The sequence below is a fragment of the Pseudomonas sp. BF-R-24 genome (assembly GCF_019947335.1).
In the GTDB taxonomy this organism is placed as follows: Bacteria; Pseudomonadota; Gammaproteobacteria; order Pseudomonadales; family Pseudomonadaceae; genus Aquipseudomonas; species Aquipseudomonas jessenii.
The window spans coordinates 239,304-265,492 of record NZ_JAGYGG010000002.1; the positions used below are offsets into that span (position 1 = coordinate 239,304).

Here is a 26,189-nt window from a genome sequence, read left to right on the forward strand (position 1 = left end):
TCGAAATGCACTTTGAGGACTACAGCAATGATTATTTACGGTGTGGCGCTGTTGGCGATCTGTACGCTGGCAGGGGTGATCATGGGGGACATGCTCGGGGTGTTGCTGGGTGTGAAGTCAAACGTCGGCGGTGTCGGGATCGCGATGATCCTGCTGATTTGCGCACGGTTGTGGATGCACAAGCGTGGCGGCATGACCAAGGATTGCGAGATGGGCGTCGGCTTCTGGGGCGCGATGTACATCCCGGTGGTGGTGGCGATGGCGGCGCAACAAAACGTGGTCACGGCGCTGCATGGTGGTCCGGTGGCGGTGTTGGCAGCGATCGGTTCGGTGGTGATCTGCGGCTGCACCATTGCCCTGATCAGCCGGACCCATAGAGGCGAGCCCTTGCCCGATGAACCGGTGGATGTAACGGCGGTTGGCGCACCGGCAGGAGGTCGCTGATATGTGGGAACTCATCAAGAACGGTCTGGAACACAACGGTCTGGTCACCGCATTCGCCTTTGTCGGCGTGATCATGTGGGTGTCAGTAGTGATCTCCAAACGCCTGACCTTCGGGCGTATCCACGGCTCGGCGATTGCCATCGTCATCGGCCTGGTACTGGCCTGGGTCGGCGGCACGATGACCGGCGGGCAAAAAGGCCTGGCGGACCTGACCCTGTTTTCCGGCATCGGGCTGATGGGCGGCGCCATGCTGCGGGACTTCGCCATCGTCGCCACGGCCTTCGAGGTGCAGGCCACGGAAGCGAAAAAGGCCGGCTTGATCGGCGTGATCGCGCTGCTGTTGGGCACGGTGCTGCCGTTTATTGTCGGCGCGTGCATGGCCTGGGCCTTCGGTTACCGCGATGCGGTGAGCATGACCACCATCGGCGCCGGTGCGGTGACCTACATTGTCGGGCCGGTGACCGGCGCGGCCATTGGCGCCAGTTCCGATGTGGTGGCGCTGTCGATTGCCACCGGTCTGATCAAGGCGATTCTGGTGATGGTCGGCACGCCGATGGCGGCGCGCTGGATGGGCCTGGACAATCCGCGCTCGGCGATGGTGTTCGGTGGGCTGGCCGGGACGGTCAGTGGCGTGACTGCGGGTTTGGCGGCGACGGATCGGCGCCTGGTGCCTTATGGCGCACTGACCGCGACATTCCACACCGGGTTGGGCTGCTTGCTGGGGCCTTCGTTGTTGTACTTCATTGTTCGCGGGATTGTCGGCTAGGTTCAGGGGCTGAGTTGTCGGGTCTGACGCTTTCGCGAGCAAGCCCGCTCCCACATTTGGAATGCGGTCGAATGTGGGAGCGGGCTTGCTCGCGAAGGGCTCGACACGGTTTCAAGCCTGCCGATTGGCATACATCCGACACTCCGCCAGCAACGCCAGCAGATTCGGATCACGCTCCTTGGCTTTCAGGAACACCACGCCAATGTGCTGCTGCAACCGGTACTTTTCCTGCAACGGGATCAGCTTCACCCGGTTCTCGTACACCGCCGCAATCCGCCCCGGCAGCAACGCATAACCCACGCCCGAACTGACCATGCTCAGCAGGGTGAAGATGTCGTTGACCTGCATCGCCACCTTCGGTTCGAACCCTGCCTGCTCGAATACCCGCTTGCCGTCCTGATGGGTGGCGAAGCCCTGGGTCAGGGTGATGAAGGTTTCGTCGCGGACCTCGGCCAGGTCGACTTCGGTTCGCTGGGCAAACTTCGAGTCGGCGGGGGTGGCGAGGAAGATGTCGTCGGAAAACAGCGGGATCTGCTCGCAATCCGGGTCGTTGACACTGTCGTCCAGCGACACCAGGGCCGCATCGACTTCCATGTTCTTGAGCTTGTAGAGCAGGTCGATGTTGGAGCCCAGAATCAGGTCGATGTTGAGCTCGCTGCGGCGGATCTTCAAACCCATGATCAGTTGCGGCACGGTCTTGACCGTCAGTGAATACAGCGAGCCCAGCTTGAAACGTTCGGCGGAGAACCCGGCGGCTTCGCGGGTCAGGCGCACGCTTTCGACGACATCCTGAATCAGCTTCTGCGCCCGCTCTTCCAGCACATAAGCGCTTTCCAGCGGCGTCAGGCTGCGGCCTTCGTGCTTGAACAGGGGGCAGCGCAGGGCGCTTTCCAGGGAATGGATCGCCCGATGCACGCTGACGTTACTGGTCTGCAACTCGGCAGCGGCCCGCGCCAGGTTGCCGGTGCGCATGAAAGCCAGGAACACCTCGAGTTTTTTCAGGGTCAACTCTTCATCGATCAGCATGGGGCGGACTCTTTTTGGAATGACTCGATTGTGCCCAATTACTCCGGGCCCGTCGTACAGAAACATTGCGCTTTTACGCTTCAAGCCTGAGCCTTGCGCTCTGCGGTAACGAATTTCGAGGTGAGCAACGCATGTATCACGGAGAAAGACTGAACGCCTGGACGCATCTTGTCGGGGCCGTGGCGGCGTTTATCGGCGGGGTGTGGCTGATTGTGCTGGCCAGTCTCGACGGCAGTCCGTGGAAGATTGTCAGCATGGCGATCTACGCCTTTACCTTGCTGGTGCTCTACAGCTCTTCGACCGTGTACCACAGCGTGCGCGGGCGCAAGAAAGCGATCATGCAGAAGGTCGATCACTTTTCGATCTACCTGTTGATCGCCGGCAGCTACACGCCGTTCTGTCTGGTGACCCTGCGCGGGCCGTGGGGCTGGACGTTGTTCGGGATTGTCTGGGGACTGGCGCTGATCGGCATCCTGCAAGAGATAAAGCCGCGTTCGGAAGCGCGGATTCTGTCGATCGTGATTTATGCGGTGATGGGCTGGATTGTACTGGTGGCGGTCAAGCCGCTGCTCGCGGCGCTGGGCAGCGCCGGGTTTGCGTGGCTGGCATCGGGCGGCGTGTTGTACACCGTGGGGATTATCTTTTTTGCCCTCGATCATCGCCTGCGCCATGCCCACGGGATCTGGCATCTGTTCGTGATCGCCGGGAGTTTGCTGCACTTTGTGGCGATTTTGTTTTATGTCCTTTAAGGCTGTACCGGGACCAGGCGATCCAACTGCTCCCGGGCTCGACGGCTGAATACCTGCAACAGATCGTTCAAGGTGTGGGGCGGCGGTTCGGCGGCGCGGGTCACTGCGTACAGGGTGATGGGTAACGGCGGTGCCAGAGGGCGGATCGTTGTGGTGGCGGGAGAGGCGCCAAGGGCGGTGAACGGATCGATCACCGCCAGGCCCGCGCCAGATTCCACCATCGCCCGTGCCAGTGAGTAGGTTTGCACGGCGATGCGTACCCGGGGCGGGGGTTCGACCGCTTCCAGGTAACTGTCGAGCCGCGCGGCCAGCGGATCGGCGCTGGATAAACCGATCAGCGGTGCATCCGCCAGCGCCATCAGCGGCAACGGTTTGCCCGCATCTTCCTGAGGCCAGTAACCACTCGGCGCCAGCGCCACCAGCACGCCGGACGCCAGCGCCTGGGCCTTGAGCCCCGGGTGATCCGGGCGTTGCAGGGTCAGGGCGACATCCACTTCGCGCATCAACAGGTTCTGCACCAGTTCGCGACTGTGGGCGCTGGAGAGTTCGCAAACGATGTCCGGGTAACGCCCGGTCCATTCGTGAATGGCCGGCGGCAGCAATGACAGGGCCAGCGCCGGGGTGGCACCGATGCGCAGGCTGTGGCCAGGTTCGCGGCGCAGGCTCTGCGCCAGGCGCCGCACGCCTTGCAGGCTTTCGCTGACCTTGTCCACTTCGCGCTCCAGCTCCAGCGCTTCCGGGGTCGCCTGCAACTTGCCGCGCACCCGCAGGAACAACGGGAAGCCCAATTGTTGCTCGGCGTGCTGCAACACCTTGCTCACCGCCGGCTGCGAGACATGCAGCAATTGCGCGGCGGCGCTGATTGAGCCGGTCTGGCGGATGGCCTGGAAAATCTCGATATGGCGAAGGCGCATGGCAAGTCCATAACCTTTGTTTATGGGTTTGCCATCTTTATGCATTGTTCAACGTCTGTCACCTGGCTCTAACCTCGGTGTCGTCTTCACAACGGTTTTAAGGACGGACATGGCTCAGCGTGTGTGCATCATCGGTGGCGGTGTGATTGGCCTGGCAACGGCCTATGCGCTGGTGCGCGACGGCTTCGAGGTGACGGTGGTCGAGGCACGGGACTCGCTGGGCAGCGAAACCAGCTTCGCCAATGGCGGCCAGTTGTCCTATCGCTATGTCGCGCCCCTGGCCGACGCCGGTGTGCCTTTGCAAGCCATCGGCTGGATGTTGCGCGGCGACTCACCGCTGAAGCTGCGCCCGCGCTTCGACCCGGCCCAGTGGCGCTGGATGGCGTCGTTCCTCGGCGCCTGCCGCCGCTCGGTCAACCGCGAGAACGCCGCGCACTTGCTGCGCCTGGCGTTGTTCAGCCAAGACACATTGAAGTCCTGGCGCGAGGATGATGGACTGGCGGGATTCCAGTGGCGGCGCAATGGCAAACTGGTGACTTTCCGCCAGAACAGCAGTTTCGAGCATGCGCGCCAAGGCCTGGCCGACCCGCAGCAACAGCAAGTGTTGTCGCCGGCCGAATGCGCGCAACTGGAACCGGCGCTGATCGATGCGCCCTTTGTCGGGGCGATCTACACCCCGGACGAAGAGGTTGGTGACTGCCATGGCTTCTGCCAGCAACTGGCCGCACGACTGAAGGCGTCCGGCCGTTGCGAATTTCTCCTCGGGCAAGCAGTGACCGGCATTCGCCACAGCAACGGCAGTGTCAACGCCATCGAACTGGGCGGGCAATTGCTGCAGGTCGATCAACTGGTGATCGCTGCCGGTCACCGCAGTCCGTTGTTGGCGCTACCCGGGCTGCAACTGCCGCTTTATCCGCTCAAGGGCTACAGTCTGACCGTGCCGATCGGCGCCGGTCACCGGGCACCGGACGTGAGCATCACCGACTATGACCGCAAGATTGTCTACGCCCGCATCGGTAAGCAATTGCGAGTGGCGGCGATGGTCGACATCGTCGGCTTCGACCCTGCTTTGGACCCCAAGCGTCTGGCGCTGATCAAGCGTCAGGCCCATGACACCTTTCCAAATGCCGGCGCCTATGACGAAGCCGTCGAGTGGGCCGGCATGCGCCCGGCCACCCCCAGCGGCGTGCCGCTACTGGGCGCGACGGCGTATCGCAACCTGTGGCTCAACCTCGGCCACGGCGCGCTGGGTTTCACCCTGGCATGCGGCAGCGGACGCTTGCTCAGCGAGCTGATCGGCGAGCGCCGGCCTTCCATTGACCTTCAGGGTTTCAGCCACCGGGCTGCCTGAATACTGATTTCAGAAGAGGACACTGCAATGACCATTACCCGACTGCACAGCAACCCGCGCCTGTCTGGCGCCGTGACCTTTGGCGACCTAGTGTTTCTCTCCGGGCAGGTGCCGGGCGATGCCCTGGATGCCACCGGCCAGACCCGCGAAGTGCTGGCGAAAATCGATACCTTGCTGGCGGAGGCGGGCAGCGACAAGGATCATCTGCTCAGCGCGACCATTTACCTGAAGAACATCACAGAGGATTTCGCCGCGATGAACGAGGTCTGGTCGGCCTGGCTATCGCCGGGGCAGGCACCGAGCCGCACCACCGTGCAGGCCGAACTGGCCCGCCCGCAGGTGCTGGTGGAAATCACCGTCATCGCTGCACGCGTCTGATAAACCAACACCCACAACGGAGAATAACAATGCAAAAAATCACGTTGCTCGCTTGTACGCTTGGCCTGTTGCTCGGCAGTCAGGTTCAGGCCAATGAAGCGCCGCTGACCGGCACCCTGAGCAAGATCGCCAGCGCCAACAGCATCACCCTGGGCTATCGCGATGCTTCGGTGCCGTTCTCCTACGTGGGTGATCACAGCGGCAAGCCGATGGGTTACTCGGTGGATCTGGCGGGCAAGATCGTCGAGCGCATCCAGCAGCAACTGGCGCTGCCGGACCTGAAGGTGAAGTACAACCTGGTGACCTCGCAGACCCGCATTCCACTGGTGCAGAACGGTACCGTTGACCTGGAGTGCGGCTCCACCGGCGTGACCGCCGAACGGCAGAAGCAGGTGGCGTTCTCCTATGGCTTCATCTATGTCAAAGGCCAGTTGCTGACCGCGAAGGACAGCGGGATCAAGAATTTCGCTGACCTGCGCGGCAAGAACGTGGTGACTACCGCCGGCACCACCAACGAGCGCTTCCTGAAAAGCTACAACGTCGATCACAAGATCGACATGTTCGTGATCAGCGCCAAGGACCACGGCGAAGCCTTCCAGATGCTGCAGTCGGGCCGGGCGGCGGCGTTCTACATGGACGACGCGCTGCTCTACGGTGAGCGCGCCAAGGCCAATGACCCGCACAAGTGGGTAGTGGTCGGGGAGGAGCAATCGCGGGAGATCTACAGCTGCATGGTGCGCAAGGACGATCCGCAGTTCCTGGCGCTGGTCAACGGCGCGTTGGCGGATCTGTACAGCTCGGGCGAGATCAATGGCATCTACCAACGCTGGTTCGAGCAGCCGATCCCGCCGAAGGGTTTGAACCTTGAGTTCCCGATGACCAGCGAACTCAAGGCGATCATTGCCAAACCGGTTAGCGACCCGGTGCAGTAGCAGCCAGATCGGCCTCTAGACCGTGTCGCGGCCATTCGCGAGCAAGCCCGCTCCCACATTGGAACGCATTCCCCTGTGGGAGCGGGCTTGCTCGCGAAGAGGCACTAGAAATCACCCCAGAGTTGCTGGGCTACCGCCAGTGCAACAACCGGCGCGGTTTCGGTGCGCAACACCCGTGGACCGAGGCGGGCGGCGTGGAAGCCGCTGGCCTTGGCCTGATCGACTTCGGCATCGGACAAACCACCCTCCGGACCGATCAGGAATGTCAGACTTGAAGGTTTGGCGTGGCTCACCAACGGTTCGGCCACCGGGTGAAGCACCAGTTTCAACTCGGCTTGTGTCTGCTTCAACCAGTCAGTCAGCAACAGCGGCGGATGAATCACCGGCACCCTTGAACGCCCGCACTGTTCGCATGCGCTGATCGCCACCTGGCGCCAGTGCAGCAGGCGTTTGTCGGCGCGCTCGTCCTTGAGTCGGACTTCGCAGCGCTCTGTGAAGATCGGGGTGATTTCAGTGACGCCCAGTTCCGTGGCTTTCTGGATCGCCCAGTCCATGCGTTCACCCCGGGACAGGCCCTGGCCGAGATGGATTTGCAGCGGCGACTCGATCTGCCCGGCGAAGCATTCATCGATCTGCACTACGACGCGCTTTTTGCCGACGTCGACCAGCCTGGCGCGAAACTCCTGGCCCGAACCGTCGAACAACTGCAACGCATCGCCCTCGGCCATGCGCAGCACGCGGCTGATGTAGTGGGCCTGGGCTTCGGGCAACTCGTGCTCGCCGATGCTCAGGGGGGCGTCGATGAAGAAGCGGGACAGTCTCATGATGGATCTCTGGAAAAATGTGAATCAGTGGAATCGGTGTCGCCTTCATTCGCGAGCAAGCCCGCCCCCACAGTTGACAGCGCATACCCTGTGGGAGCGGGCTTGCTCGCGAAGACGCCGGCCCGGACACCACAGAATCTCAACCGAGCGACTTAGCCCGGATCACGGAACCCCGGGTGGAAGTCCTTCGGCACCGCCACGCTAACGCTGTCACGGGTCGCGATGTCGATCCCTTCGCTGGCCACTTCGGCAAGGAAGTCGATCTGCTCCGGAGTGATCACATACGGCGGCAGGAAATACACCACGCTACCCAATGGACGCAGTAAGGCACCGCGCTCCAGGGCGTGCTGGAACACCTTCAGGCCGCGACGTTCCTGCCACGGCCAAGCTTCTTTGCTGGCCTTGTCCTTGACCATCTCGATGGCCAGCACCATGCCCGTCTGGCGCACTTCGGACACGTTCGGGTGGTCGACCAGATGCGCCGTCGACGTAGCCATGCGCTGCGCCAGGGCCTTGTTGTTCTCGATGACGTTGTCTTCTTCGAAGATGTCCAGGGTCGCCAGGGCCGCCGCGCACGCCAGTGGGTTGCCGGTGTAGCTGTGGGAGTGCAGGAAGGCGCGCAGGGTCGGGTAGTCGTCGTAGAAGGCGCTGTAGACCTCGTCGGTGGTCATGCACGCCGCCAGCGGCAGATAGCCGCCGGTCAGGGCTTTGGAAAGGCACAGGAAATCAGGGCGGATGCCGGCCTGTTCGCAGGCGAACATCGTCCCGGTGCGGCCGAAGCCGACGGCGATTTCGTCGTGGATCAGGTGCACGCCGTAGCGATCGCAGGCTTCTCGCAGCAATTTGAGGTACACCGGGTGGTACATGCGCATGCCACCGGCGCCCTGGATCAGCGGCTCGACGATCACCGCCGCGACCGTGTCGTGGTTTTCGGCCAGGGTCTGCTCCATGGCGGCGAACATGTTGCGCGAGTGTTCTTCCCAGCTCATGCCTTCGGGGCGCAGGTAGCAATCCGGGCTCGGCACCTTGATGGTGTCCATCAACAGCGCTTTGTAGGTCTCGGTGAACAGCGGCACGTCACCCACCGACATCGCCGCCATGGTTTCGCCGTGGTAGCTGTTGGTCAGGGTGACGAAGCGCTTCTTGTTCGGCTGACCGCGATTGAGCCAGTAGTGAAAGCTCATTTTCAGCGCGACTTCGATGCAGGACGAGCCGTTATCGGCGTAGAAGCACCGGGTCAGGCCTTCCGGCGTCATCTTCACCAGACGCTCGGACAACTCGATCACCGGTTGATGACTGAAGCCGGCCAGGATCACATGTTCGAGCTGGTCGACCTGGTCCTTGATGCGCTGGTTGATCCGCGGGTTGGCGTGTCCGAACACATTGACCCACCAGGAGCTGACCGCATCGAGGTAGCGCTTGCCTTCGAAGTCTTCCAGCCACACGCCTTCCCCGCGCTTGATCGGGATCAGCGGCAGTTGCTCGTGATCTTTCATCTGGGTGCAGGGATGCCACAACACGGCGAGATCGCGTTGCATCCACTGATTATTCAGGCCCATTTTCACTCTCCTGGAGGCGGTCCGTTACCTGCGCGGACAAACAATCGCGCAAGCCTATGCAATGCGTGCCGCGGGGACAACCCATTGTGTCGAATGAGCTACTTTGTACAGGCCGATAGACGTTGCTGGCGGGCGTCTGAAGGCTGACGTATCCTTCGCGGCTCTTGAGCCGTCTGGCTCGCAAAAACTACTGTTTTCCTCGTGTGATTCCGGAGTTCGCTGAATGTCTGTCGGTTGGCTGCGCGCCTGTGCGCTGGTGATGTTGGGGCTGTTCAGCGTGTCTGCGCTGGCCAAGGATAAAACCGCGATCGTGATCGGCGGCGGCCTGTCGGGCCTGACTGCCGCATACGAGCTGCAGAACAAGGGCTGGCAGGTCACTCTGCTGGAAGCCAGGTCGAGCCTGGGCGGTCGTTCCGGCATGGCCACCAGTGAGTGGATCGGCAATGACAAGGCTCAGCCGGTGCTGAACAAGTACGTCTCGAACTTCAAGCTGAGCACCACGCCGGCCCCTGAATTCGTGCGGACCCCAAGCTACCTGATCGATGGCGAGTATTTCTCCGCCGCCGATCTGGCGACCAAGCAGCCAGCCACCGCCGAGGCGCTCAAGCGTTTCGACAAGACCGTGGACGATCTGGCGCGCTCGATCGACGACCCGCTGAACCCGGCTGCCAACAACACGCTGCACGCGCTGGATCAGATCAACGTGTCGAGCTGGCTCGACAAGCAGAACCTGCCGGCCACCGCTCGCCAGTTGATCAACCAGCAGATTCGTACCCGCTACGACGAGCCTTCGCGCTTGTCGCTGCTGTACTTCGCGCAGCAGAGCCGCGTCTACCGTGGCGTCTCCGATCGTGACCTGCGTGCTTCGCGCCTGGTCGGCGGCAGCCCGGTGCTGGCCCAGGCCTTCGTCAAGCAGCTGAAAGTCATTAAGACCGCTTCCCCGGTCTCGGCCATCAGCCAGGACAAGGACGGCGTCACCGTCAAGGTCGGCAGCGTCGGCTACCAGGCCGACTACGTGGTGCTGGCGGTGCCGTTGCGCGCCCTGAACAAGATCCAGATGACCCCGGCGCTGGACGCACAGCACCTGGCGGCGATCAAGGGCACCAACTACGGTTGGCGCGACCAGATCATGCTCAAGTTCAAGACACCGGTGTGGGAAAGCAAGGCGCGCATGTCCGGCGAGATCTACAGCAACACCGGCCTGGGGATGTTGTGGGTCGAGCCTGCCCTGAAGGGCGGTGCCAACGTGGTGATCAACCTGTCCGGCGACAACGCCCGCGTCATGCAGGCATTCGGCGACAAGCAGATGGCCGATCAGGTACTGATTCGCCTGCACGCTTTTTATCCACAGGCCCGTGGTTCGTTCACCGGTTATGAAATCCGTCGCTATAGCACCGACCCGTCGACTGGCGGTGCCTACCTGGCCTTCGGCCCGGGCCAGATCAGCAAGTTCTGGCGCCTGTGGGAACGCCCGATTCAGCGCGTAGCCTTCGCTGGCGAACACACCGACACCCTGTACCCGGGCACCCTGGAAGGCGCGCTGCGCACTGGCCAGCGTGCGGCCAGCCAGGTTGAAGACCTGGCGGCAGGCAAGTCGTTTGAACCGGCGAAAGTGGGGCCGGCCGCCGCAGCGGCGGGCGCTGGTGCGGTGGTGGCGAAGAAAGGCAATTTCTTCAGCAACCTGTTCGGCGGCTCGGATGACGAGAAGAAACCAGAGCCAGTCAAGGCGCCTGAGCCGGTTGCGCCAGCCCCTGCGCTTGCTCCGACGCCAGCCCCGGCCGTTGCGCCGGCTCCGGTTGAAGCGCCGAAGCCTGCGACCCCGGCAAAAGCCGAGCCAGCCAAAAAGGCTCCGGCCAAAGCGGCAACTAAACCGACAGCCAGGACCGAGGCGAAAAAAGTCCCGGCCAAGGCACCGGTCAAGAAGGCTGAACTGGCGAAGAAACCGGCTGCCAAACCTGCTGCAACTCCGGCAACGGACACCAAGGCGCAGTAGCGTTCAGGCGTAAAAAAAGCGCGGCTTTAAAGCCGCGCTTTTTATTGATCATTTATCAGGCATGAGATATTCCGGCTTTGTCTGCGCATTGGGCTCCTGCAATCCACAATCTCGGTCCTACACGCTGCAGCGATATATCAGATTCTTCCCACAAAATAATCAGACATACATTATAGGTGGCGCCTGGAATTAAGCTTATGCTATTCAAAAAAATTTGGAGGGCATATGAAAGCACTAGCGGCAACAATAATATTGATAGCGCTTTCCGGCTGTAATTGCGGAGAGCTATTTCCTAAAGGATACGGTCATGAACTGGTCTATAAGTGCGATATAAATCCGTATGATCCAGATTGCTTGCAGCCACCTCCAGTTTTCACAGGTCCTTAGAAAAGGAAGTATTTGGCCATGGTTAAAGAGGGCCTAATGAAAATTTCCATTCATAAATCTGTTTACCATCCGGAAGTACTCTGACCAGCCTTTCCTTTGGCTTTGGAATGCGGCCAGGGACAAATCCAAAGCGAGCCCAGCACAGACTGCCCATCCGCCCATCGTAAATGACTAGATTTCCGTCATCTTGCATGACCATACAAGCGTTGTACCAAAGCGATTTATCAGCGCTATGAGAACTTTCGGCAATCCATAGACGCTTTCTGGAAGGATCGTATAAGAAGCCATTATTGCTGATTACAAACTGCAGTCGCTGATTCATTCTTTTTTGATATAAGGTTTTACTATAAATTTGATTGGCGTCCGCAACCCAAACTACAGCACCATTGTCGGTAATAACCAAATTTCCGTCAGCTTGCAACACCAATCGAAATCGTCCATTTCCGGACATAAGGTACTGTCCTGCCGACATCATTTGATTGGGAGGGAGCACCTGCGAGCCACTTGCTTGAAATGGGGTGTAAGTAATAGCCATGTTTTTTTCCTTGTTCAATGAACTGTTGAGCCCACATTGAACCAAGTTCAACTACGGAAATGGCGATACATATGTATCGCTTTAATAAAAAAACCGTTGAAGGTTAGCGTGAAGCAGAAAAGGAAGCGGCAGCCATCAGGTGTCTGGATCGGGGAGGGCGGAGCCTGCCAGGACGGCACCGGTCAAAAATGTTGAATCGAAGAGCAGAGGGGCCACTGACACCAAGGCTCAGCAACGTTCAGGCGAAAAAAACGCGGCTCAAGGGCCGCGTTTTTTTTGCCTGGAGAAAAACCGGGACCAGAATCGAATAAACCTTTTGATACAGGTGTTCTCCGGTTTGTATTCACTTTTTCTCACAATTTCGCCTTTAATCTTTCCTTAACTCGCAGGCTTCAGACTCTTGATCGCATTTCTCGATATTTCAAAGCAAAATTTTCCGCTTTAATTCGATAGATAACTCGATAGTCTTGGGCCAGCACTTTTAGGGATCTAGGCAATGCAGCTACGTAACTCTACCTCCCGCTACGGCTGGGTCAGCATCTTCATGCACTGGGGCGTGGCCCTGGCCGTGTTCGGCTTGTTCGCCCTCGGGCTGTGGATGGTCGGGCTCGACTACTACAGCACCTGGCGCAAAGACGCGCCGGACCTGCACAAGAGTATTGGCCTGGTGTTGCTGGGTGTGATGGTGCTGCGGGTGTTGTGGCGCTTCATCAGCCCACCGCCGCCAACCTTGTCCAGCTACAGCCGCATGACGCGCCTGGGCGCCCATTTCGGCCATGGCTTTCTGTATCTCAGTCTGTTTGCTGTGTTGATTGCCGGTTACCTGATTTCCACCGCAGAAGGTGTCGGTATCCCGGTGTTTGGCTTGTTTGAAGTCCCTGCGCTGGTATCCGGACTGCCGGACCAGGCAGATACCGCTGGCGTAATTCACCTCTACCTGGCGTGGGTGCTGGTAATTTTTTCCGGCCTCCATGCGTTGGCAGCATTGAAGCACCACTTTATCGACCGTGATGTGACCCTCAAGCGAATGCTGGGTCGCAAAGCCTGAAGTTCAACCTCGACTCCAAAGGAAAACAAAGCATGTTGAAAAAGACTCTGGCCGCTCTGGCAATCAGTTCCGCCCTGTTGTCCGCCGGTAACGCCGTGGCCGCTGACTACGTGGTCGACAAAGAAGGCCAGCACGCCTTCGTTGACTTCAAGGTCAGCCACCTGGGCTACAGCTTCATCACCGGTACTTTCAAGGACATCGACGGCAAGTTCAGCTTCGACGCTGCCAAGCCTGAAGACAGCAAGATCGAGTTCAACGTGAACACCGCCAGCGTTTTCACCAACAACGCCGAGCGTGACAAGCACATCTCCAGCAAAGACTTCCTGAACGCCAGCAAAGCCACGTTCGTTTCCACCAGCGTCAAACCCACCGGCAAAAACGCCGCTGGCAAGGACACTGCCGATGTAGCTGGCGACCTGACTATCCTCGGTGTAACCAAACCAATCGTGGTCAAGGCTACTTTCCTGGGTGAAGGCAAGGATCCATGGGGTGGCTACCGTGCAGGCTTCGAGGGTACTTTCAGCCTCAAGCGTTCCGACTTCGGCAAGCAGAAAGACCTGGGCCCATCGTCCGATGCGGTTGAAATGTACGTGACCTTTGAAGGTGTAAAAGCGAAGTAATGCTGAGACTGTAGGAGCGAGCCTGCTCGCGATAGACCTGAGAGCGCCACGGAGCATCAGGCTTCCAGGGTTATCGTTGACGACCATCGCGAGCAAGCTCGCTCCCACAGGTTTTTGCACTGATCAAAAAAATGCCCCGGCTCTTTCGAACCGGGGCATTTTTCATTGCAGCGATAACTCAGCGATTGCGGGTCAGCAGCGCTGGTTTCTCACCACGAGGACGGCTTGGCAGTTGATCCAGCTGCTCAGGTGTCGGGAAGCGATCCGCCTTCGACTCCTTGTGCATGATCTTCGGCGCCGGGCCACGCGGGTTCTGTACGGCAGGTTCCGAACGTGGCTGGTCGTCACGGGCCGGACGGCGATTGCGCGAATCTTCGCGACGGGCCTGGCCGTCGCGCGGTGCGCCACTGCGAGGGCCGTTACGCTTGGCTGGCGGAGTGCCGGTGCTGGCGCCATCGCTGTTGCGGGGACCGTTCTGGCGACCTTGTGGCTTGCCGGAACGTGGAGCACCCGAACCTGCCGCGGTGCCTTGTGCCGGAGCACCCGGGCGACGGCCACGGCCTTGCGCGGGCTTCTGCTGCGGCACGTAGTCGACGCGGTTGCCGAAGTTATCGATATCGTCGTCCAGGAACTCGTCCGGGGCGCGGTCAGCGGCGGCACGAGGAGGCTGCGACGGACGCTGTTCGCGAGCCGGAGTGCCTTCACGTGGTTTCTGCTGACGGGCCGGGCGCTCGCCGCGTTCGCCGGCCGGTTTTTCCTTGCCCTTGTCCTTGCCTTTGTCCTTGCGACCACCGCCGCCACCGCTGCCGTTCGGACCGTCGCCGCGCGGGCCACGTGGATTGCGCGGGTTGCGCATGTCCGGACGCTCGCGCACTTCAGGCTTTTCCGCCTCGATGGTGCTTGCATCGAAGCCCATCAGGTCGCCGTCGGCGATTTTCTGCTTGGTCATGCGTTCGATGCTTTTCAGCAGTTTTTCTTCGTCCGGGGCTACCAGCGAAATCGCCTCGCCCGAACGACCGGCACGGCCGGTACGGCCGATACGGTGTACGTAGTCTTCATCGACATTCGGCAGTTCGAAGTTGACCACATGTGGCAACTGGTCGATGTCCAGGCCGCGGGCGGCGATGTCGGTGGCCACCAGGATGCGCACAGTGCCGGCCTTGAAGTCGGCCAGGGCTTTGGTGCGGGCGTTCTGGCTCTTGTTGCCGTGGATCGCGACGGCGCTCAGGCCGTGCTTGTCCAGGTACTCGGCCAGGCGGTTGGCACCGTGCTTGGTGCGGGTGAACACCAGTACCTGTTCCCAGGCGCCAGCGGTGATCAGGTGGGCCAGCAAGGCGCGCTTGTGGCTGGCCGGCAGGCGGAATACGCGCTGTTCGATACGCTCGACCGTGGTGTTTGGCGGCGTGACTTCGATGCGTTCCGGGTTGTGCAGCAGCTTGCCGGCGAGGTCGGTGATGTCCTTGGAGAAGGTCGCCGAGAACAGCAGGTTCTGGCGTTTGGCCGGCAGACGGGCCAGGACCTTTTTCACGTCATGGACGAAGCCCATGTCGAGCATGCGGTCGGCTTCGTCCAGCACGAGGATTTCCACGTGGGACAGATCGACGCTGCCTTGGCCGGCCAGGTCGAGCAGGCGGCCAGGGCAGGCCACCAGCACGTCTACGCCGCGGGACATGGCCTGAACCTGCGGGTTCATGCCGACACCGCCGAAGATGCAGGCGCTGACGAACTTCAGGTCACGGGCATAGACCTTGAAGCTTTCATGCACTTGCGCGGCGAGTTCGCGAGTCGGGGTCAGGACCAGTACGCGCGGTTGGCGCGGGCCGTGACGCTGGGACTTGTCCGGATGACCGTTGGGGAACAACCGCTCCAGGATCGGAAGGGCGAAACCGCCGGTTTTACCAGTACCTGTCTGTGCCGCGACCATCAGGTCGCGACCTTGCAACACGGCGGGAATGGCCCGCTGTTGCACCGGAGTAGGCTCGGTATAGCCCGCCGCCTCGATGGCGCGGACTAAAGCCTCGGAGAGACCGAGGGAAGCAAAGGACATGAGTAATCCTGTTCTAGTTAGGGCTTGGCCCAATGGGAGTCTTGCCTGGCGCGAATGGCGTTTAAGAGGACGCAATCCCGTCCGGTCCTGCTGGGTTTCGAAGGCTCGTCTGCAAGCGCTCGCGCGGGCTGAAAGCTGCGCAGTAGCGGGGTTGAGATGCCTTTAACGATTCCGAGCGTCCGGGCGTGAGCCTGGCGGGAAGGCCGGAGTATAACAGAGCTATCACTGCGCGCCGCTTTCCTGCTGCTCAACGGTTTTTTCCGCGGCGGCCGTAGTCTTCTCAGCTTTCACGCTGGCTGCCGGTTCCGCGCCGTAGCGGGCGCTCAGTTCAGCGTAGGCGGGCTCGCGCTTGAAGCGCTTGAGTTCGGCGCCGAAACGCTGCACCAGCAGATCCATGCCCGCATTGCGCCGCACCGCGAGAAACTGACTTTGCTGGCTGATGACCGTGGGGTTTTCGGTGATCTTGTCGCGGATGCCCAGTTCGTCGAGCAAATGCTGGCCGACCCGGCGGTCGGTGATCAGCAGGTCAATTCGCCCGCGTACCAGTTTGCCGAAGTTGGCTTCATGGGTGGGGGCCGGCTCGCGGGTGAACTGCGTCGAATCGCTGAAGTCCTTGCTGTACAGGTAACCCGGCGAGGTGCCGATGGTCAGGCCGCGCAAGTCTTCGAGGCTGCGAAACGGGTGGGGCCGGTCATTGGCGTAGAACATCACGAACTGGACTTCCGAGAGCGGTTCGCTGGGGTAGAGCAGCGTCGCTTCGCGTTCGTCGCTGTGAAAGATGTCCAGGGCGCCGTCGGCCTGGCCTGTTTCAAGCATCGACAAGCAGCGTTTCCATGGCAGGAATTGCCACTCCACTTCAATGCCCAGGCGCTTGAAGACAATGGCGGTGGTTTCGTAGTCCAGGCCCAGGGATTTGCCGTTGTCTTCGTACACATAGGGCGCCCAAGGCTCCGTGACAATGCGCAGCTTCTCGCCCCGGGCGGCGAAGCTCAGGCAAGTGAAGACAAGCACGGCGATAAACTGCGTGATCAAAGGCATAGGCTGAGATTACGACGAGAAACCGGAAAGAGCCAGAAACTGACCGCAGATGCTCTAACTCCGTGGATTGCCGCACATTAATAGTGCGTTGAAAGCAAAAAGATCGCAGCCTGCGACAGCGCCTACGGGATTTGACATTCCGTTGTAGGCGCTGCCGCAGGCTGCGATCTTTTAATCGTGCTTCAACGACTTTTTAACGCGGCAACTTCAGGTTGTTCCACACCGCCAGGCTCGCTTCAGCCTGGTTCAGCGTGTAGAAGTGCAGCCCTGGAGCTCCACCCTGCAGCAGTTGTTCGCACATCTCGGTGATGACCTGTTCGCCAAAGCGCTGAATGCTCTGGGTGTCGTCGCCATAGGCTTCCAGTTGCTTGCGGATCCAGCGCGGGATTTCCGCACCGCAGGCATCGGAGAAGCGCGCCAGCTTGCTGTAGTTGGTGATCGGCATGATGCCCGGCACGATCGGGATGTTCACGCCCAGCGCCCGCACGCGTTCGACGAAGTAGAAATAGCAGTCGGCGTTGAAGAAGTACTGGGTGATCGCACTGTCGGCGCCAGCGTTGGCCTTGCGCACGAAGTTGGCCACATCGTCTTCGAAATTGCGCGCTTGCGGATGCATTTCCGGGTAAGCGGCGACTTCGATGTGGAAATGATCACCGGTTTCTTCACGAATGAATTCAACCAGGTCATTGGCGTGGCGCAACTCACCGCTGGCCATGCCCATGCCCGAAGGCAGGTCACCGCGCAGGGCGACGATACGCTTGATGCCGGCAGCCTTGTACTGGGCCAGCAGGCCGCGCAGGTCGTCCTTGCTATCGCCTACGCAGGACAGGTGCGGAGCGGCAGGGATTTTGACTTCGCTTTCGAGCTGCAGCACGGTGTTCAGCGTGCGATCGCGGGTCGAACCGCCGGCGCCGTAGGTGCAGGAGAAGAAATCGGGGTTGTAGATGGCCAACTGGCGAGCAGTGGCGAGCAGCTTTTCATGCCCAGCATCGGTCTTCGTAGGGAAGAACTCGAAGCTGTAGCGACGATCTTGGGACATGGTCATATCCTTGGAAACTCATAAGGCGGACGCTGGCCCCCTGTAGGAGCGAGCTTGCTCGCGAAAAACATCAAGGCAACGCGTTCATCCAGGCAACACGCGTTATCGTTGACGTCCATCGCGAGCGAGCTCGCTGCTACACAGGAAAAGCCGGTCTATCAGTAGCGGTAAGCGTGCGGCTTGAACGGACCTTCAACGGTCACGCCGATGTAGTCGGCCTGGGTCTTGGTCAGTTGAGTCACTACGCCGCCGAAGCCACGGACCATTTCCAGGGCCACTTCTTCGTCGAGTTTCTTCGGCAGTACTTCAACGGTCAGGCGCTCGGCTTTCTGGGCTGGCGACAGGTCGGCGTACTTCTGGCCGAACAGGAAGATCTGGGCCAGAACCTGGTTGGCGAACGAACCGTCCATGATGCGGCTCGGGTGGCCGGTGGCGTTACCCAGGTTAACCAGACGGCCTTCGGCCAGCAGGATCAGGTAGTCGTCGTTCTGTGGGTCGAAATCGCCAGCACCGGTACGGTGGATCTTGTGAACCTGTGGCTTCACTTCTTCCCATGCCCAGTTCTTGCGCATGAAAGCGGTGTCGATTTCGTTGTCGAAGTGGCCGATGTTGCAGACAACGGCACGCTTCTTCAGGGCCTTGAGCATGTTCGAGTCGCAAACATTGACGTTACCGGTGGTGGTCACGATCAGGTCGATCTTGCCCAGCAATGCCTTGTCGATGCTTGCTTCAGTTCCGTTGTTGATACCGTCGATGAACGGCGAAACCACTTCGAAACCGTCCATGCAGGCTTGCATGGCGCAGATCGGGTCGACTTCGGAAACCTTGACGATCATGCCTTCCTGACGCAGGGACTGGGCCGAACCCTTGCCCACGTCGCCGTAGCCGATGACCAGCGCTTGCTTGCCGGACAGAAGGTGGTCGGTGCCGCGCTTGATCGCATCGTTCAGGCTGTGACGGCAGCCGTACTTGTTGTCGTTCTTGCTCTTGGTCACCGAGTCGTTGACGTTGATGGCCGGGATTTTCAGCTCGCCCTTGGCCAGCATGTCCAGCAGGCGGTGAACGCCGGTGGTGGTTTCTTCGGTCACGCCGTGGACGCGGTCCAGAACCTGTGGGTACTTCTTGTGCAGCAGCTCGGTCAGGTCACCGCCGTCGTCGAGGATCATGTTGGCATCCCAAGGCGCGCCATCTTTGAGGATGGTCTGCTCCAGGCACCACTCGTACTCTTGTTCGGTTTCACCTTTCCAGGCGAAAACCGGGATGCCGGCAGCGGCGATGGCAGCAGCAGCCTGGTCCTGAGTCGAGAAAATGTTGCAGGACGACCAGCGTACTTCGGCACCCAGGGCAACCAGGGTTTCGATCAGCACGGCAGTCTGAATGGTCATGTGGATGCAGCCGAGGATCTTCGCGCCCTTGAGCGGTTGCTCGGCGGAATACTTGTTGCGCAGACCCATCAGGGCTGGCATTTCGGATTCGGCGATGATGGTTTCGCGACGGCCCCAGGCAGCCAGGGACATGTCGGCAACTTTGTAATCGTTAAAATCTGCAGGCGTGATAACAGCGCTCATGAAGAGCCTCCATTCGTAATGTATGCGAATGGGCGCCGTTGTGCGTTTAGTGTCCAGCCAGTGAAGGCCAGGCAACGCCCCATCCGAGCCTGACAGGTCGAACCTGCTGCAGCGCCCCTCGGACAGGTGGCGGGAAACGGTAGCAATTGAAGATGACCGTTTTGAAACGGTGGCGATTATAGCGGGCTATGCCGATCTTCCAAAGCGTTTCTGTCGGTCAATGTCCGAACGGTAATCGAGACCATAGACGATGCTCAATAGAGCTCTAGGTCGGGCTCTGCCATGATGGTCAGCATCATTCGGCAAGACGCTCAGGAGTGAACATGAATTTCCACACCCGCAAATGGGTAAAACCCGAAGACCTCAACCCTAATGGCACGCTGTTCGGCGGTAGCCTGCTGCGCTGGATCGACGAAGAGGCGGCGATCTACGCCATCGTTCAGTTGGGCAACCAGCGTGTGGTCACCAAGTACATTTCAGAAATCAATTTCGTCAGCGCCTCGCGCCAGGGTGACATCATCGAACTGGGCATCACGGCGACCGAGTTCGGCCGCACTTCGATCACCCTGACGTGCGAGGTGCGCAACAAGATCACCCGCAAGAGCATCCTCACCGTTGAAAAAATGGTGTTCGTGAACCTCGGTGAAGACGGCTTGCCGGCGCCTCACGGCCGGACCGAGATCATGTACGTCAAGGACCAGTTCAAGGACGACGCCAGCGTGTAGGAGCGAGCCTGCTCGCGATGGTCGTTAACGATAACACTGGGTACCTGGCACCCAGTGGTGCTCTCAAGTCCATCGCGAGCAGGCGCGCTCCTACAGAACGGAATCCCCGCTGCACAGGTCATAGCTGAATAGCCCGCCACCGGTTGCGCATCCCATGAACTCGGCACAAGACGGCAAGACCCCGAACCTTTCGGCGCAAGAAGAGCACGAAGTCGAAAAGAGCCAGCCACCCCGTGCCGCGGTGCTGCACGAGATCATCCGTACCCAGGGCGACCAGGAACTGGAGCGCAGCATTGCCGCGTTGTGGTGGTCGGCGCTCGCGGCGGGGTTGACCATGGGTCTGTCGCTGATGGGCATGGGCTTGCTCAATTCACGTCTTCCGGATGGCGAAGGATTCAAGGTGATCGCGAGTTTCGGTTATTGCGCCGGTTTCCTCGCGGTGATCCTCGCTCGCCAGCAACTGTTCACCGAAAACACCCTGACTGCCGTGTTGCCGGTAATGACCAAACCGACGCTGGCCAACTTCGGCCGGCTGCTACGGCTGTGGACGGTGGTGCTGGTCGGCAACCTCTGTGGCACCTTGCTGGTGGCGTATGTGATGCTGGAACTGCCGATTTTCGACAGCAAGACCGATGTCGCCTTCCTCGATATCGGCCGCAAGGTCATGGAAAACCACGCCAGCCAGATGTTCGCCAAGGGCATCATTTCCGGATGGATGATCGCCACCATGGTCTGGATGATCCCGTCCATGGAGAGCGCCAAGATGTGGATCATCATCCTCATCACCTACCTCATGGCGCTGGGGGACTTCACCCACATCGTGGTCGGTTCGCTGGAGGTTTCGTATCTGGTATTTGCCGGCGAGTTGCCGTGGAGTGATTTCTGGCTGGTGTTCGCCGGGCCGACGCTGGCGGGGAACATCATTGGTGGCAGTTTTATTTTCGCGCTGATCAGCCATGCGCAGATTCGCAGCGAAAGCGGGCCGCCGAAAAAATCTGCGGATCAGAGCGAAGCGCCCGATCCGCAGAAAATCAAAAAACCATCAAGCTGATCCTCAGCCCACCGCATCAAGCGCAGCCGCACCGCGACGCTGGCGATAGATGAAGAACAGTGCGGTCAACACGGTCAGCCCGCTGACCAGTGCACCGGTCCAGGGCAAGTCCGCCAGATCGGCACCGCTGGCCACAACCAGCCCGCCAATCCATGCCCCGGCGGCGTTGCCGAGGTTGAAGGCGCTCTGGTTCAAGGTCGAACCCAGGTTTGGTGCCTCAAAGGCCTGATCGATGATCAGCAGTTGCAGGATCGGGCACAAGGCAAAGGCAAACGTCCCCCACAACACCAGTGTGATGGCCGCCGGGATGACCGAGTGACTGGTTTGCGTGAATGCCGCCAGTACCACCAGCACCGCCAGCGCCATGCCCACCAGCGAAGGCAGCAAGCGGCTGTCCGCCAGACGACCACCGAGCATGCTGCCGGCGGTCAAGCCCACACCGAACAACAGCAGCATGATGGTGACGCCGTGGGGGCTGACACCGGTGATGTCCTGCAGGATCGGCGCAATGTAAGTGAAGACACTGAACAGGCTGGTCGAGGCCAGTACACTCATGCCCAGGGCCAGCAGTACGTTGGCCTTGCCCAGTACCTTGAACTCGCTGGCCAGGTTGGCTTTATCCATCGCGATGTTTTTCGGCAGCCAGACCCATTGCGCAATCGCCGCCAGCACCCCGATCACCGACACCGCCCAGAAGGTCGAGCGCCAGCCTGCGTATTGCCCGAGTGCGGTACCCAGTGGCACGCCGAGCACGTTGGCCAGGGTCAGGCCGGTGAACATCATGGCAATCGCCTGAGCCCTTTTGTTGGGGGCCACCAGCCCGGCGGCCACCACCGAACCAATGCCGAAAAATGCGCCGTGGCACAGTGCCGTGATCACGCGCGCGGCCATCAGCGTGGCGTAGTTTGGCGCCAGCGCGCAGAGCATGTTGCCGAGGATGAACATCAGCGTCATGCCCAACAACGTGGCCTTGCGCGGCATGTTGGCGGTGCCGACCGCGAGGATCGGTGCACCGAACACCACGCCCAGGGCGTAGCCGGTGATCAGTAATCCGGCGTCGGGAATGCTCACGCCGAGGTCGCGGGCGACATCGGGCAAAAGACCCATGATGACGAATTCGGTGGTGCCGATGCCGAAGGCGGCAACGGCGAGGGCAAGCAAAGCGAGTGGCATGCGCAAGGTCTCTGTCGGTAGTCTTGACGCTGTGATCAGGCATACGCAGGCCGACGACCGTTCTCGACGAGAGCGGGCCGGGCAGGATTTTTATTGGAATAAGTTTGTGCGCAACTGAGTGCGGCGTGGTCGCTTGCAGTATAAACAGACAGTGAAATATGGCGAATCAATTCTCTACCCGGCCCCTGTAGGAGCGAGCTCGCTCGCGATGGACGTGAACGATGACGTGTATTCACCGGTTGGCTGCGGTGCCCTCACGTTTTTCGCGAGCAAGCTCGCTCCTACGGGGATTGTGGAGACAACAAAAGGAGTAGGCCGTGCTTGCGACGGCGTTGGTGTTGGTGGCGGCGCTGTTGCATGCGGCGTGGAATACCCTGATCAAGTTCAGTGCGGAGCGGCTGTTGGTGGTGGCCTGCATGGACAGCGTGGCGCTGCTCTTTGTCGTGCTGATGCTGCCGTTCCTGAGCATGCCGCCACTGGAGATCTGGCCGTGGATCCTGGCGTCGGCGGCGTTCGAGTTGCTCTATCGCTATTTGCTGATCCAGGCCTATCGGGTCGGCGACCTCGGTCTGGTCTATCCATTGATGCGCGGCCTGTCACCGTTGGTGGTGCTGGCGCTGACGCTGATATTTGCCGGGGAAGTGCTGACCCATCAGCAGATATTCGGAATCCTGCTGATCCCGTTCGGCATGCTGTGCCTGCTCTGGCAGGGCGGCGGCGGTGCGCGTTTGCCCTGGTCGATGTTGCCGGTGGTGGCACTGATCGGCCTGTGCATTGGTTGCTACACCTACATTGACGGGCAGGCATTGCGGCGCTGGTCCCATCCACTGGACTATCTGGTCTGGGTCACCTTGCTCAGTGCCTGGCCGTTTCCGCTGTTGGCGTTGGTGCGCAAACGACCCGCGTTCATGTTGTTCTGGCGCGAGCAGTGGCGACTGGGCCTGGCCGTCGGGTTCTGCGTGTTGTTCAGCTACGCTCTGGTGCTGTGGGCGATGCAGCTGGGCTCGATTGCAGAAGCGGCGGCGTTGCGCGAGATCAGCGTAATTCTGGTGGTGCTGTTTGGCATGCGTTACCTGAAAGAGCCTTTTGGTGGGCCGCGCCTCTTGGCCTGTGGGCTGGTGCTGATCGGTATATTGGTCATGAAATTTTGACTGTTCTGAAACGTGAAGAAGGGACTGCTTTATGACGGTTGCTCTGTGGTGCATTTTGATCGCGATTTTCCTGCCGTATGTGTGTGTGGGCGTGGCCAAGATCAGTGGCGGGTTCAGGTTGAGAGACAACCATGATCCCCGGGACTTTCTCGATTCGCTGGAAGGCTTGGGCAGGCGCGCGAATGCGGCGCAACTGAACAGTTTTGAAGTGACCCCGGCGTTCGCTGCGGCGGTGATCGTGGCGCATCTGGCCGGCAATGCCGAACTGGTGACGATCAATGTGCTGGCCGTGCTGTTCATTACCAGCCGGCTGCTCTACATCATTTGCTACCTGGCGGACTGGGCGACGCTGCGGTCGTTGATGTGGTTCGTGGGGATGGCGTTGATTACGGCGTTCTTCGTTGTGTCAGTCTGAATCTTCATCGCCTGTGAGGACCTCTTCGCGAGCAAGCCCGCTCCCACATTTGATCCTCAGTGGACACAGATTCTGTGTTCGATGGTGATCTCATGTGGGAGCGGGCTTGCTCGCGAAAGCTATCTAACAGGCGAAGCAGCATTTAAGGGGTGGTCTTCTGCGCATCCGCCACCTGCGGCACTTGCGGCAACGTCGCGCCTTTGGGCCAGAGCATCCAGATCTGCCCCTGCTGTTTCATGTCCCCGGCCAGTTGCCCGGCCGCATCCCCGGTGCCCCAGAACAGATCCGCCCGAACCTCGCCGGCAATGGCGCCGCCGGTGTCCTGTGCTGCCACGGGGCGAACCAGGGCCGTGCCGTCCGGTCTGGTGGTGGACAGCCACAACAGGCTGCCCAGCGGAATCACCTTGCGATCCACTGCCGCGCTGTAACCGGCGGTCAACGGTACGTTCAGCGAGCCGCGCGGACCTTCGTTGCTGTCCGGGTTGCGGGTGAAGAACACATAACTGGGGTTGCTGCCGAGCAGTTCGGGGATCCGCGATGGATTGGCCTTGGCCCAGGTGCTGATGGCGCCCATGGTCACGTCTTCTTTTTTCAGTTCGCCCTGTTCCACCAGCCAGCGGCCGATCGGTCGATACGGGTGGCCGTTCTGATCGGCGTAGGCAATGCGCAACTGGCGACCATTGTCGAGCTGGATACGACCCGAACCCTGGATTTGCAGGAACTGCAGGTTCATCGGATCGGTCAGCCAGGCCACGACCGGCGCATTGACCCCTTTGCTTTCGATGGCTGCCGCATCGTCGTATGGCTTGAGCACGCGACCTTCGAGTCGACCGCGCAGGCGCTTGCCCTTGAGTTCCGGGTAAATGCTGTCGAGGGCGACGATGATCATGTCCTCGGGGACGCCATAGACCGGGACATTGGCAGCGCTGGTCTGGGTCAGGCTCCCGGGATAGACCGGTTCGTAGTAGCCGGTGATCAGGCCGTTGGGGTTGTCGTTGGCGGCGCGCAGGCCATAGACATCGAGGTTCTGTTTGAGAAAACCGCGAATGTCGCTGGCGGTTTGCGGCACGTTGACAGCCGCTGCGCAGGTGCCACCCCAGACCGGATCGGCCTTGAGTCGGGTACAGGCGCTGCGCCAGGAACCGAAACCGGCGACCAGGTCGCTGTCGGACACCGCCGGCAGCGCTTCCCATGTGGCGCTGGAGTAGGTGGCCAGGGCGTGGGTTTTCGGTTGTTGGTTGTCGCCACCGGTGCAGCCTGCGAGCAGGGCCACCATCGGCAGGGTCCAGGCCAGGCGGTGACGCCATGCCTTGAAACGGCTGTTCATGGAGTGGTTCCTTTGCCGGTTGCCTGAGCGCTCCATGCGCTCAAGCAACCCTTATTGATAATAGGGCTATTGGTCTTTGCCGATGACGCGAGGATACTGGCCGCCGTTTCCCGTGACCTGAAGCCACCATGACTCTTAAAAGACTTTCTGTTGTATTGCTGGCCTGCCTGACGCTGTCCGCTTGTGGCGGTATCGACCCCAACTCGCCGCTCGGCCAGCGCAAGGCCATTTTCAAGCAGATGCTCAAGACTGGCGAAGACCTGGGCGGTATGTTGCGTGGGCGCATTGCCTTCGATGGCCCGAAGTTCGCCGAAGGTGCGGTGAAACTCGATGCGTTGTCCCGTGAGCCGTGGCAGCATTTTCCGCAAGTGCGCGAGGAGGATCACACCAGCGCCAAGAGCGATGTCTGGGAGCAACAGACACGCTTTCAGGCAATGGCCCGCGACCTTGAAAGCGCCACCGGTGAATTGGTGATCGCCAGCCAGGTCCAACCCTACAAGGCCAGCAACCTGGGGCCGGCGGTACAGAAAGTCGAAGATGCTTGCAGTGCTTGTCATAAGGCGTTTCGGGATCATTGATTGGCGTTGCCCGGTCTGACGTCTTCGCGAGCAAGCCCGCTCCCACAGGTGACCGCATGACCCTGTAGGAGCGAGCCTGCTCGCGAAGACTGCTTCGGCAACACCGAAATCTTTGTTCGTTATCTGTTCTTATTTATCCAGTTCATCCAAGGCGTTCTGCAATTCCTTGCGGGCATCGGCGAGTTTGTCTTTGCGCTTGTTGATCTTGTCGGGATCGCCTTTGCTCATGGCCTTGTCGAGGTCTGCCTGACGCTTGCTGACTTCGTGCTTGGCGTCGAGCACCTTGTTTTCCCGTTCCTTCTTTAGCGAGGCGTCGGTGCAGTTCGCTTCGACTTCGCTCAAGGCCTTTTCCAGGCCTGCCTGCTGGTCGGCGTTGCCGTGGACCTTGGCCAATTCGATCTGGTTGACGATGCCTTGCTTCTTGGCGGCGCAACCGGTCAGCCCCGGCGCTTCCTCGTCCGCCATCAACGGGGTGGCCAGCACGCTGCAAAGGGTCAACAGGGCGAGCGGTGAAAGAAATTTCATAAAAGCTCCATGTAGGAAAGCAAGCA

Annotated in this window: 26 protein-coding genes and 1 riboswitch; of the genes, 14 read left to right on the plus strand and 12 right to left on the minus strand. The window is 60.4% G+C overall.

What is annotated here, in order from left to right; all coding sequences use genetic code 11:
• Positions 1-27 precede the first annotated feature (27 nt).
• Together madL and madM are read left to right on the plus strand one after the other, a co-directional pair.
• Positions 28-444 carry a malonate transporter subunit MadL gene (gene madL, locus KGA98_RS02685; protein ID WP_154909919.1) on the plus strand — a complete coding sequence of 139 codons (417 nt, stop codon included), beginning with the start codon at positions 28-30 and terminating at the stop codon, positions 442-444.
• Position 445: 1 nt separating this feature from the next.
• Positions 446-1,210, plus strand: a complete 765-nt coding sequence (gene madM, locus KGA98_RS02690) for a malonate transporter subunit MadM (RefSeq protein ID WP_057712938.1) — start codon at positions 446-448, stop codon at positions 1,208-1,210.
• Between the two features lie 111 nt (positions 1,211-1,321).
• Here madM and KGA98_RS02695 read toward each other — a convergent pair whose 3' ends face one another.
• Positions 1,322-2,236 (minus strand): LysR substrate-binding domain-containing protein, encoded by a 915-nt coding sequence (locus KGA98_RS02695; RefSeq protein ID WP_057712939.1) that lies wholly within the window; start codon positions 2,234-2,236, stop codon positions 1,322-1,324.
• Positions 2,237-2,367: 131 nt separating this feature from the next.
• Between KGA98_RS02695 and trhA the strand changes: the two genes are divergently transcribed.
• Complete coding sequence (trhA, locus tag KGA98_RS02700) at positions 2,368-2,985, plus strand: PAQR family membrane homeostasis protein TrhA (RefSeq protein ID WP_150815076.1); 618 nt, start codon at positions 2,368-2,370, stop codon at positions 2,983-2,985.
• Here trhA and KGA98_RS02705 read toward each other — a convergent pair.
• Entirely contained in the window at positions 2,982-3,899 is a 918-nt protein-coding gene (locus KGA98_RS02705; protein WP_102672868.1) for a LysR family transcriptional regulator, read from the minus strand. The genes trhA and KGA98_RS02705 overlap by 4 nt on opposite strands.
• A gap of 109 nt (positions 3,900-4,008) precedes the next feature.
• Here KGA98_RS02705 and KGA98_RS02710 point away from each other — a divergent pair, with 109 nt between their 5' ends.
• Genes KGA98_RS02710 through KGA98_RS02720 form a run of 3 tightly spaced genes read left to right on the plus strand, consistent with a single transcriptional unit; the run spans position 4,009 to position 6,560 of the window.
• Positions 4,009-5,250 (plus strand): D-amino acid dehydrogenase, encoded by a 1,242-nt coding sequence (locus KGA98_RS02710; protein ID WP_223500877.1) that lies wholly within the window; start codon positions 4,009-4,011, stop codon positions 5,248-5,250.
• 27 nt (positions 5,251-5,277) lie between these two features.
• Positions 5,278-5,628 (plus strand): RidA family protein, encoded by a 351-nt coding sequence (locus tag KGA98_RS02715; protein ID WP_057712943.1) that lies wholly within the window; start codon positions 5,278-5,280, stop codon positions 5,626-5,628.
• A 29-nt stretch (positions 5,629-5,657) separates the two neighbouring features.
• The gene (locus KGA98_RS02720; protein ID WP_218494709.1) at positions 5,658-6,560 is read left to right on the plus strand and encodes a transporter substrate-binding domain-containing protein; all 903 of its coding nucleotides are present in this window, start codon (positions 5,658-5,660) and stop codon (positions 6,558-6,560) included.
• 104 nt (positions 6,561-6,664) lie between these two features.
• Here the strand turns inward: KGA98_RS02720 and KGA98_RS02725 are convergent, their stop codons facing one another.
• Together KGA98_RS02725 and KGA98_RS02730 are read right to left on the minus strand one after the other, a co-directional pair.
• Positions 6,665-7,384, minus strand: a complete 720-nt coding sequence (locus KGA98_RS02725; protein ID WP_223500886.1) for a 16S rRNA (uracil(1498)-N(3))-methyltransferase — start codon at positions 7,382-7,384, stop codon at positions 6,665-6,667.
• Between the two features lie 152 nt (positions 7,385-7,536).
• Positions 7,537-8,943, minus strand: a complete 1,407-nt coding sequence (locus KGA98_RS02730) for an adenosylmethionine--8-amino-7-oxononanoate transaminase (RefSeq protein WP_057712946.1) — start codon at positions 8,941-8,943, stop codon at positions 7,537-7,539.
• 223 nt (positions 8,944-9,166) lie between these two features.
• On the opposite strand from KGA98_RS02730, the gene KGA98_RS02735 reads away from it, so the two are divergent.
• Positions 9,167-10,936 (plus strand): flavin monoamine oxidase family protein, encoded by a 1,770-nt coding sequence (locus tag KGA98_RS02735; RefSeq protein WP_223500888.1) that lies wholly within the window; start codon positions 9,167-9,169, stop codon positions 10,934-10,936.
• 409 nt (positions 10,937-11,345) lie between these two features.
• On the opposite strand, the gene KGA98_RS02740 is transcribed toward KGA98_RS02735, so the two are convergent.
• Positions 11,346-11,858 carry a hypothetical protein gene (locus tag KGA98_RS02740; protein ID WP_102672874.1) on the minus strand — a complete coding sequence of 171 codons (513 nt, stop codon included), beginning with the start codon at positions 11,856-11,858 and terminating at the stop codon, positions 11,346-11,348.
• A gap of 496 nt (positions 11,859-12,354) precedes the next feature.
• On the opposite strand from KGA98_RS02740, the gene KGA98_RS02745 reads away from it, so the two are divergent.
• On the plus strand, positions 12,355-12,906 hold the full coding sequence (locus KGA98_RS02745) for a cytochrome b (RefSeq protein WP_223500891.1): 552 nt from the start codon (positions 12,355-12,357) through the stop codon (positions 12,904-12,906).
• A 32-nt stretch (positions 12,907-12,938) separates the two neighbouring features.
• On the plus strand, positions 12,939-13,526 hold the full coding sequence (locus KGA98_RS02750) for a YceI family protein (protein ID WP_223500893.1): 588 nt from the start codon (positions 12,939-12,941) through the stop codon (positions 13,524-13,526).
• 178 nt (positions 13,527-13,704) lie between these two features.
• Here KGA98_RS02750 and KGA98_RS02755 read toward each other — a convergent pair whose 3' ends face one another.
• From KGA98_RS02755 to ahcY, 4 genes are all read right to left on the minus strand, one after another.
• Positions 13,705-15,573 (minus strand): DEAD/DEAH box helicase, encoded by a 1,869-nt coding sequence (locus KGA98_RS02755; protein ID WP_090451898.1) that lies wholly within the window; start codon positions 15,571-15,573, stop codon positions 13,705-13,707.
• 222 nt (positions 15,574-15,795) lie between these two features.
• On the minus strand, positions 15,796-16,611 hold the full coding sequence (locus KGA98_RS02760) for a substrate-binding periplasmic protein (protein ID WP_223500895.1): 816 nt from the start codon (positions 16,609-16,611) through the stop codon (positions 15,796-15,798).
• A gap of 193 nt (positions 16,612-16,804) precedes the next feature.
• Positions 16,805-17,650, minus strand: coding sequence for a methylenetetrahydrofolate reductase [NAD(P)H] (metF, locus tag KGA98_RS02765; protein ID WP_150815197.1), 846 nt, complete (start codon positions 17,648-17,650; stop codon positions 16,805-16,807).
• Positions 17,651-17,808: 158 nt separating this feature from the next.
• The gene (gene ahcY / locus KGA98_RS02770) at positions 17,809-19,218 is read right to left on the minus strand and encodes an adenosylhomocysteinase (protein ID WP_090451894.1); all 1,410 of its coding nucleotides are present in this window, start codon (positions 19,216-19,218) and stop codon (positions 17,809-17,811) included.
• Positions 19,219-19,241: 23 nt separating this feature from the next.
• Positions 19,242-19,344, minus strand: a riboswitch (S-adenosyl-L-homocysteine riboswitch).
• A gap of 197 nt (positions 19,345-19,541) precedes the next feature.
• Here ahcY and KGA98_RS02775 point away from each other — a divergent pair.
• Both KGA98_RS02775 and KGA98_RS02780 read left to right on the plus strand, forming a co-directional pair.
• Positions 19,542-19,943, plus strand: a complete 402-nt coding sequence (locus tag KGA98_RS02775; protein WP_317848780.1) for an acyl-CoA thioesterase — start codon at positions 19,542-19,544, stop codon at positions 19,941-19,943.
• A 154-nt stretch (positions 19,944-20,097) separates the two neighbouring features.
• On the plus strand, positions 20,098-20,994 hold the full coding sequence (locus KGA98_RS02780) for a formate/nitrite transporter family protein (protein WP_218494714.1): 897 nt from the start codon (positions 20,098-20,100) through the stop codon (positions 20,992-20,994).
• Between the two features lie 3 nt (positions 20,995-20,997).
• On the opposite strand, the gene KGA98_RS02785 is transcribed toward KGA98_RS02780, so the two are convergent.
• Complete coding sequence (locus tag KGA98_RS02785; protein ID WP_057712955.1) at positions 20,998-22,167, minus strand: MFS transporter; 1,170 nt, start codon at positions 22,165-22,167, stop codon at positions 20,998-21,000.
• Positions 22,168-22,484: 317 nt separating this feature from the next.
• On the opposite strand from KGA98_RS02785, the gene KGA98_RS02790 reads away from it, so the two are divergent.
• On the plus strand, positions 22,485-23,318 hold the full coding sequence (locus KGA98_RS02790) for an EamA family transporter (protein WP_090451887.1): 834 nt from the start codon (positions 22,485-22,487) through the stop codon (positions 23,316-23,318).
• Positions 23,319-23,349: 31 nt separating this feature from the next.
• Positions 23,350-23,733 carry an MAPEG family protein gene (locus KGA98_RS02795; protein WP_223500903.1) on the plus strand — a complete coding sequence of 128 codons (384 nt, stop codon included), beginning with the start codon at positions 23,350-23,352 and terminating at the stop codon, positions 23,731-23,733.
• 142 nt (positions 23,734-23,875) lie between these two features.
• On the opposite strand, the gene KGA98_RS02800 is transcribed toward KGA98_RS02795, so the two are convergent.
• On the minus strand, positions 23,876-25,060 hold the full coding sequence (locus KGA98_RS02800) for a murein transglycosylase A (RefSeq protein ID WP_223500912.1): 1,185 nt from the start codon (positions 25,058-25,060) through the stop codon (positions 23,876-23,878).
• Positions 25,061-25,188: 128 nt separating this feature from the next.
• Between KGA98_RS02800 and KGA98_RS02805 the strand changes: the two genes are divergently transcribed.
• Positions 25,189-25,638 carry a c-type cytochrome gene (locus KGA98_RS02805; RefSeq protein WP_057712959.1) on the plus strand — a complete coding sequence of 150 codons (450 nt, stop codon included), beginning with the start codon at positions 25,189-25,191 and terminating at the stop codon, positions 25,636-25,638.
• 129 nt (positions 25,639-25,767) lie between these two features.
• Here KGA98_RS02805 and KGA98_RS02810 read toward each other — a convergent pair whose 3' ends face one another.
• Positions 25,768-26,163 carry a DUF1090 domain-containing protein gene (locus KGA98_RS02810; protein ID WP_057712960.1) on the minus strand — a complete coding sequence of 132 codons (396 nt, stop codon included), beginning with the start codon at positions 26,161-26,163 and terminating at the stop codon, positions 25,768-25,770.
• Between the last annotated feature and the right edge of the window lie 26 nt (positions 26,164-26,189).

Bases quoted from the DNA above. Each gene is read 5' to 3' on its own strand.
- madL (WP_154909919.1), top strand. From the start codon at position 28: ATGATTATTTACGGTGTGGCGCTGTTGGCGATCTGTACGCTGGCAGGG.
- madM (WP_057712938.1), top strand. From the start codon at position 446: ATGTGGGAACTCATCAAGAACGGTCTGGAACACAACGGTCTGGTCACC.
- KGA98_RS02695 (WP_057712939.1), bottom strand. From the start codon at position 2,236: ATGCTGATCGATGAAGAGTTGACCCTGAAAAAACTCGAGGTGTTCCTG.
- trhA (WP_150815076.1), top strand. From the start codon at position 2,368: ATGTATCACGGAGAAAGACTGAACGCCTGGACGCATCTTGTCGGGGCC.
- KGA98_RS02705 (WP_102672868.1), bottom strand. From the start codon at position 3,899: ATGCGCCTTCGCCATATCGAGATTTTCCAGGCCATCCGCCAGACCGGC.
- KGA98_RS02710 (WP_223500877.1), top strand. From the start codon at position 4,009: ATGGCTCAGCGTGTGTGCATCATCGGTGGCGGTGTGATTGGCCTGGCA.
- KGA98_RS02715 (WP_057712943.1), top strand. From the start codon at position 5,278: ATGACCATTACCCGACTGCACAGCAACCCGCGCCTGTCTGGCGCCGTG.
- KGA98_RS02720 (WP_218494709.1), top strand. From the start codon at position 5,658: ATGCAAAAAATCACGTTGCTCGCTTGTACGCTTGGCCTGTTGCTCGGC.
- KGA98_RS02725 (WP_223500886.1), bottom strand. From the start codon at position 7,384: ATGAGACTGTCCCGCTTCTTCATCGACGCCCCCCTGAGCATCGGCGAG.
- KGA98_RS02730 (WP_057712946.1), bottom strand. From the start codon at position 8,943: ATGGGCCTGAATAATCAGTGGATGCAACGCGATCTCGCCGTGTTGTGG.
- KGA98_RS02735 (WP_223500888.1), top strand. From the start codon at position 9,167: ATGTCTGTCGGTTGGCTGCGCGCCTGTGCGCTGGTGATGTTGGGGCTG.
- KGA98_RS02740 (WP_102672874.1), bottom strand. From the start codon at position 11,858: ATGGCTATTACTTACACCCCATTTCAAGCAAGTGGCTCGCAGGTGCTC.
- KGA98_RS02745 (WP_223500891.1), top strand. From the start codon at position 12,355: ATGCAGCTACGTAACTCTACCTCCCGCTACGGCTGGGTCAGCATCTTC.
- KGA98_RS02750 (WP_223500893.1), top strand. From the start codon at position 12,939: ATGTTGAAAAAGACTCTGGCCGCTCTGGCAATCAGTTCCGCCCTGTTG.
- KGA98_RS02755 (WP_090451898.1), bottom strand. From the start codon at position 15,573: ATGTCCTTTGCTTCCCTCGGTCTCTCCGAGGCTTTAGTCCGCGCCATC.
- KGA98_RS02760 (WP_223500895.1), bottom strand. From the start codon at position 16,611: ATGCCTTTGATCACGCAGTTTATCGCCGTGCTTGTCTTCACTTGCCTG.
- metF (WP_150815197.1), bottom strand. From the start codon at position 17,650: ATGTCCCAAGATCGTCGCTACAGCTTCGAGTTCTTCCCTACGAAGACC.
- ahcY (WP_090451894.1), bottom strand. From the start codon at position 19,218: ATGAGCGCTGTTATCACGCCTGCAGATTTTAACGATTACAAAGTTGCC.
- KGA98_RS02775 (WP_317848780.1), top strand. From the start codon at position 19,542: ATGAATTTCCACACCCGCAAATGGGTAAAACCCGAAGACCTCAACCCT.
- KGA98_RS02780 (WP_218494714.1), top strand. From the start codon at position 20,098: ATGAACTCGGCACAAGACGGCAAGACCCCGAACCTTTCGGCGCAAGAA.
- KGA98_RS02785 (WP_057712955.1), bottom strand. From the start codon at position 22,167: ATGCCACTCGCTTTGCTTGCCCTCGCCGTTGCCGCCTTCGGCATCGGC.
- KGA98_RS02795 (WP_223500903.1), top strand. From the start codon at position 23,350: ATGACGGTTGCTCTGTGGTGCATTTTGATCGCGATTTTCCTGCCGTAT.
- KGA98_RS02800 (WP_223500912.1), bottom strand. From the start codon at position 25,060: ATGAACAGCCGTTTCAAGGCATGGCGTCACCGCCTGGCCTGGACCCTG.
- KGA98_RS02805 (WP_057712959.1), top strand. From the start codon at position 25,189: ATGACTCTTAAAAGACTTTCTGTTGTATTGCTGGCCTGCCTGACGCTG.
- KGA98_RS02810 (WP_057712960.1), bottom strand. From the start codon at position 26,163: ATGAAATTTCTTTCACCGCTCGCCCTGTTGACCCTTTGCAGCGTGCTG.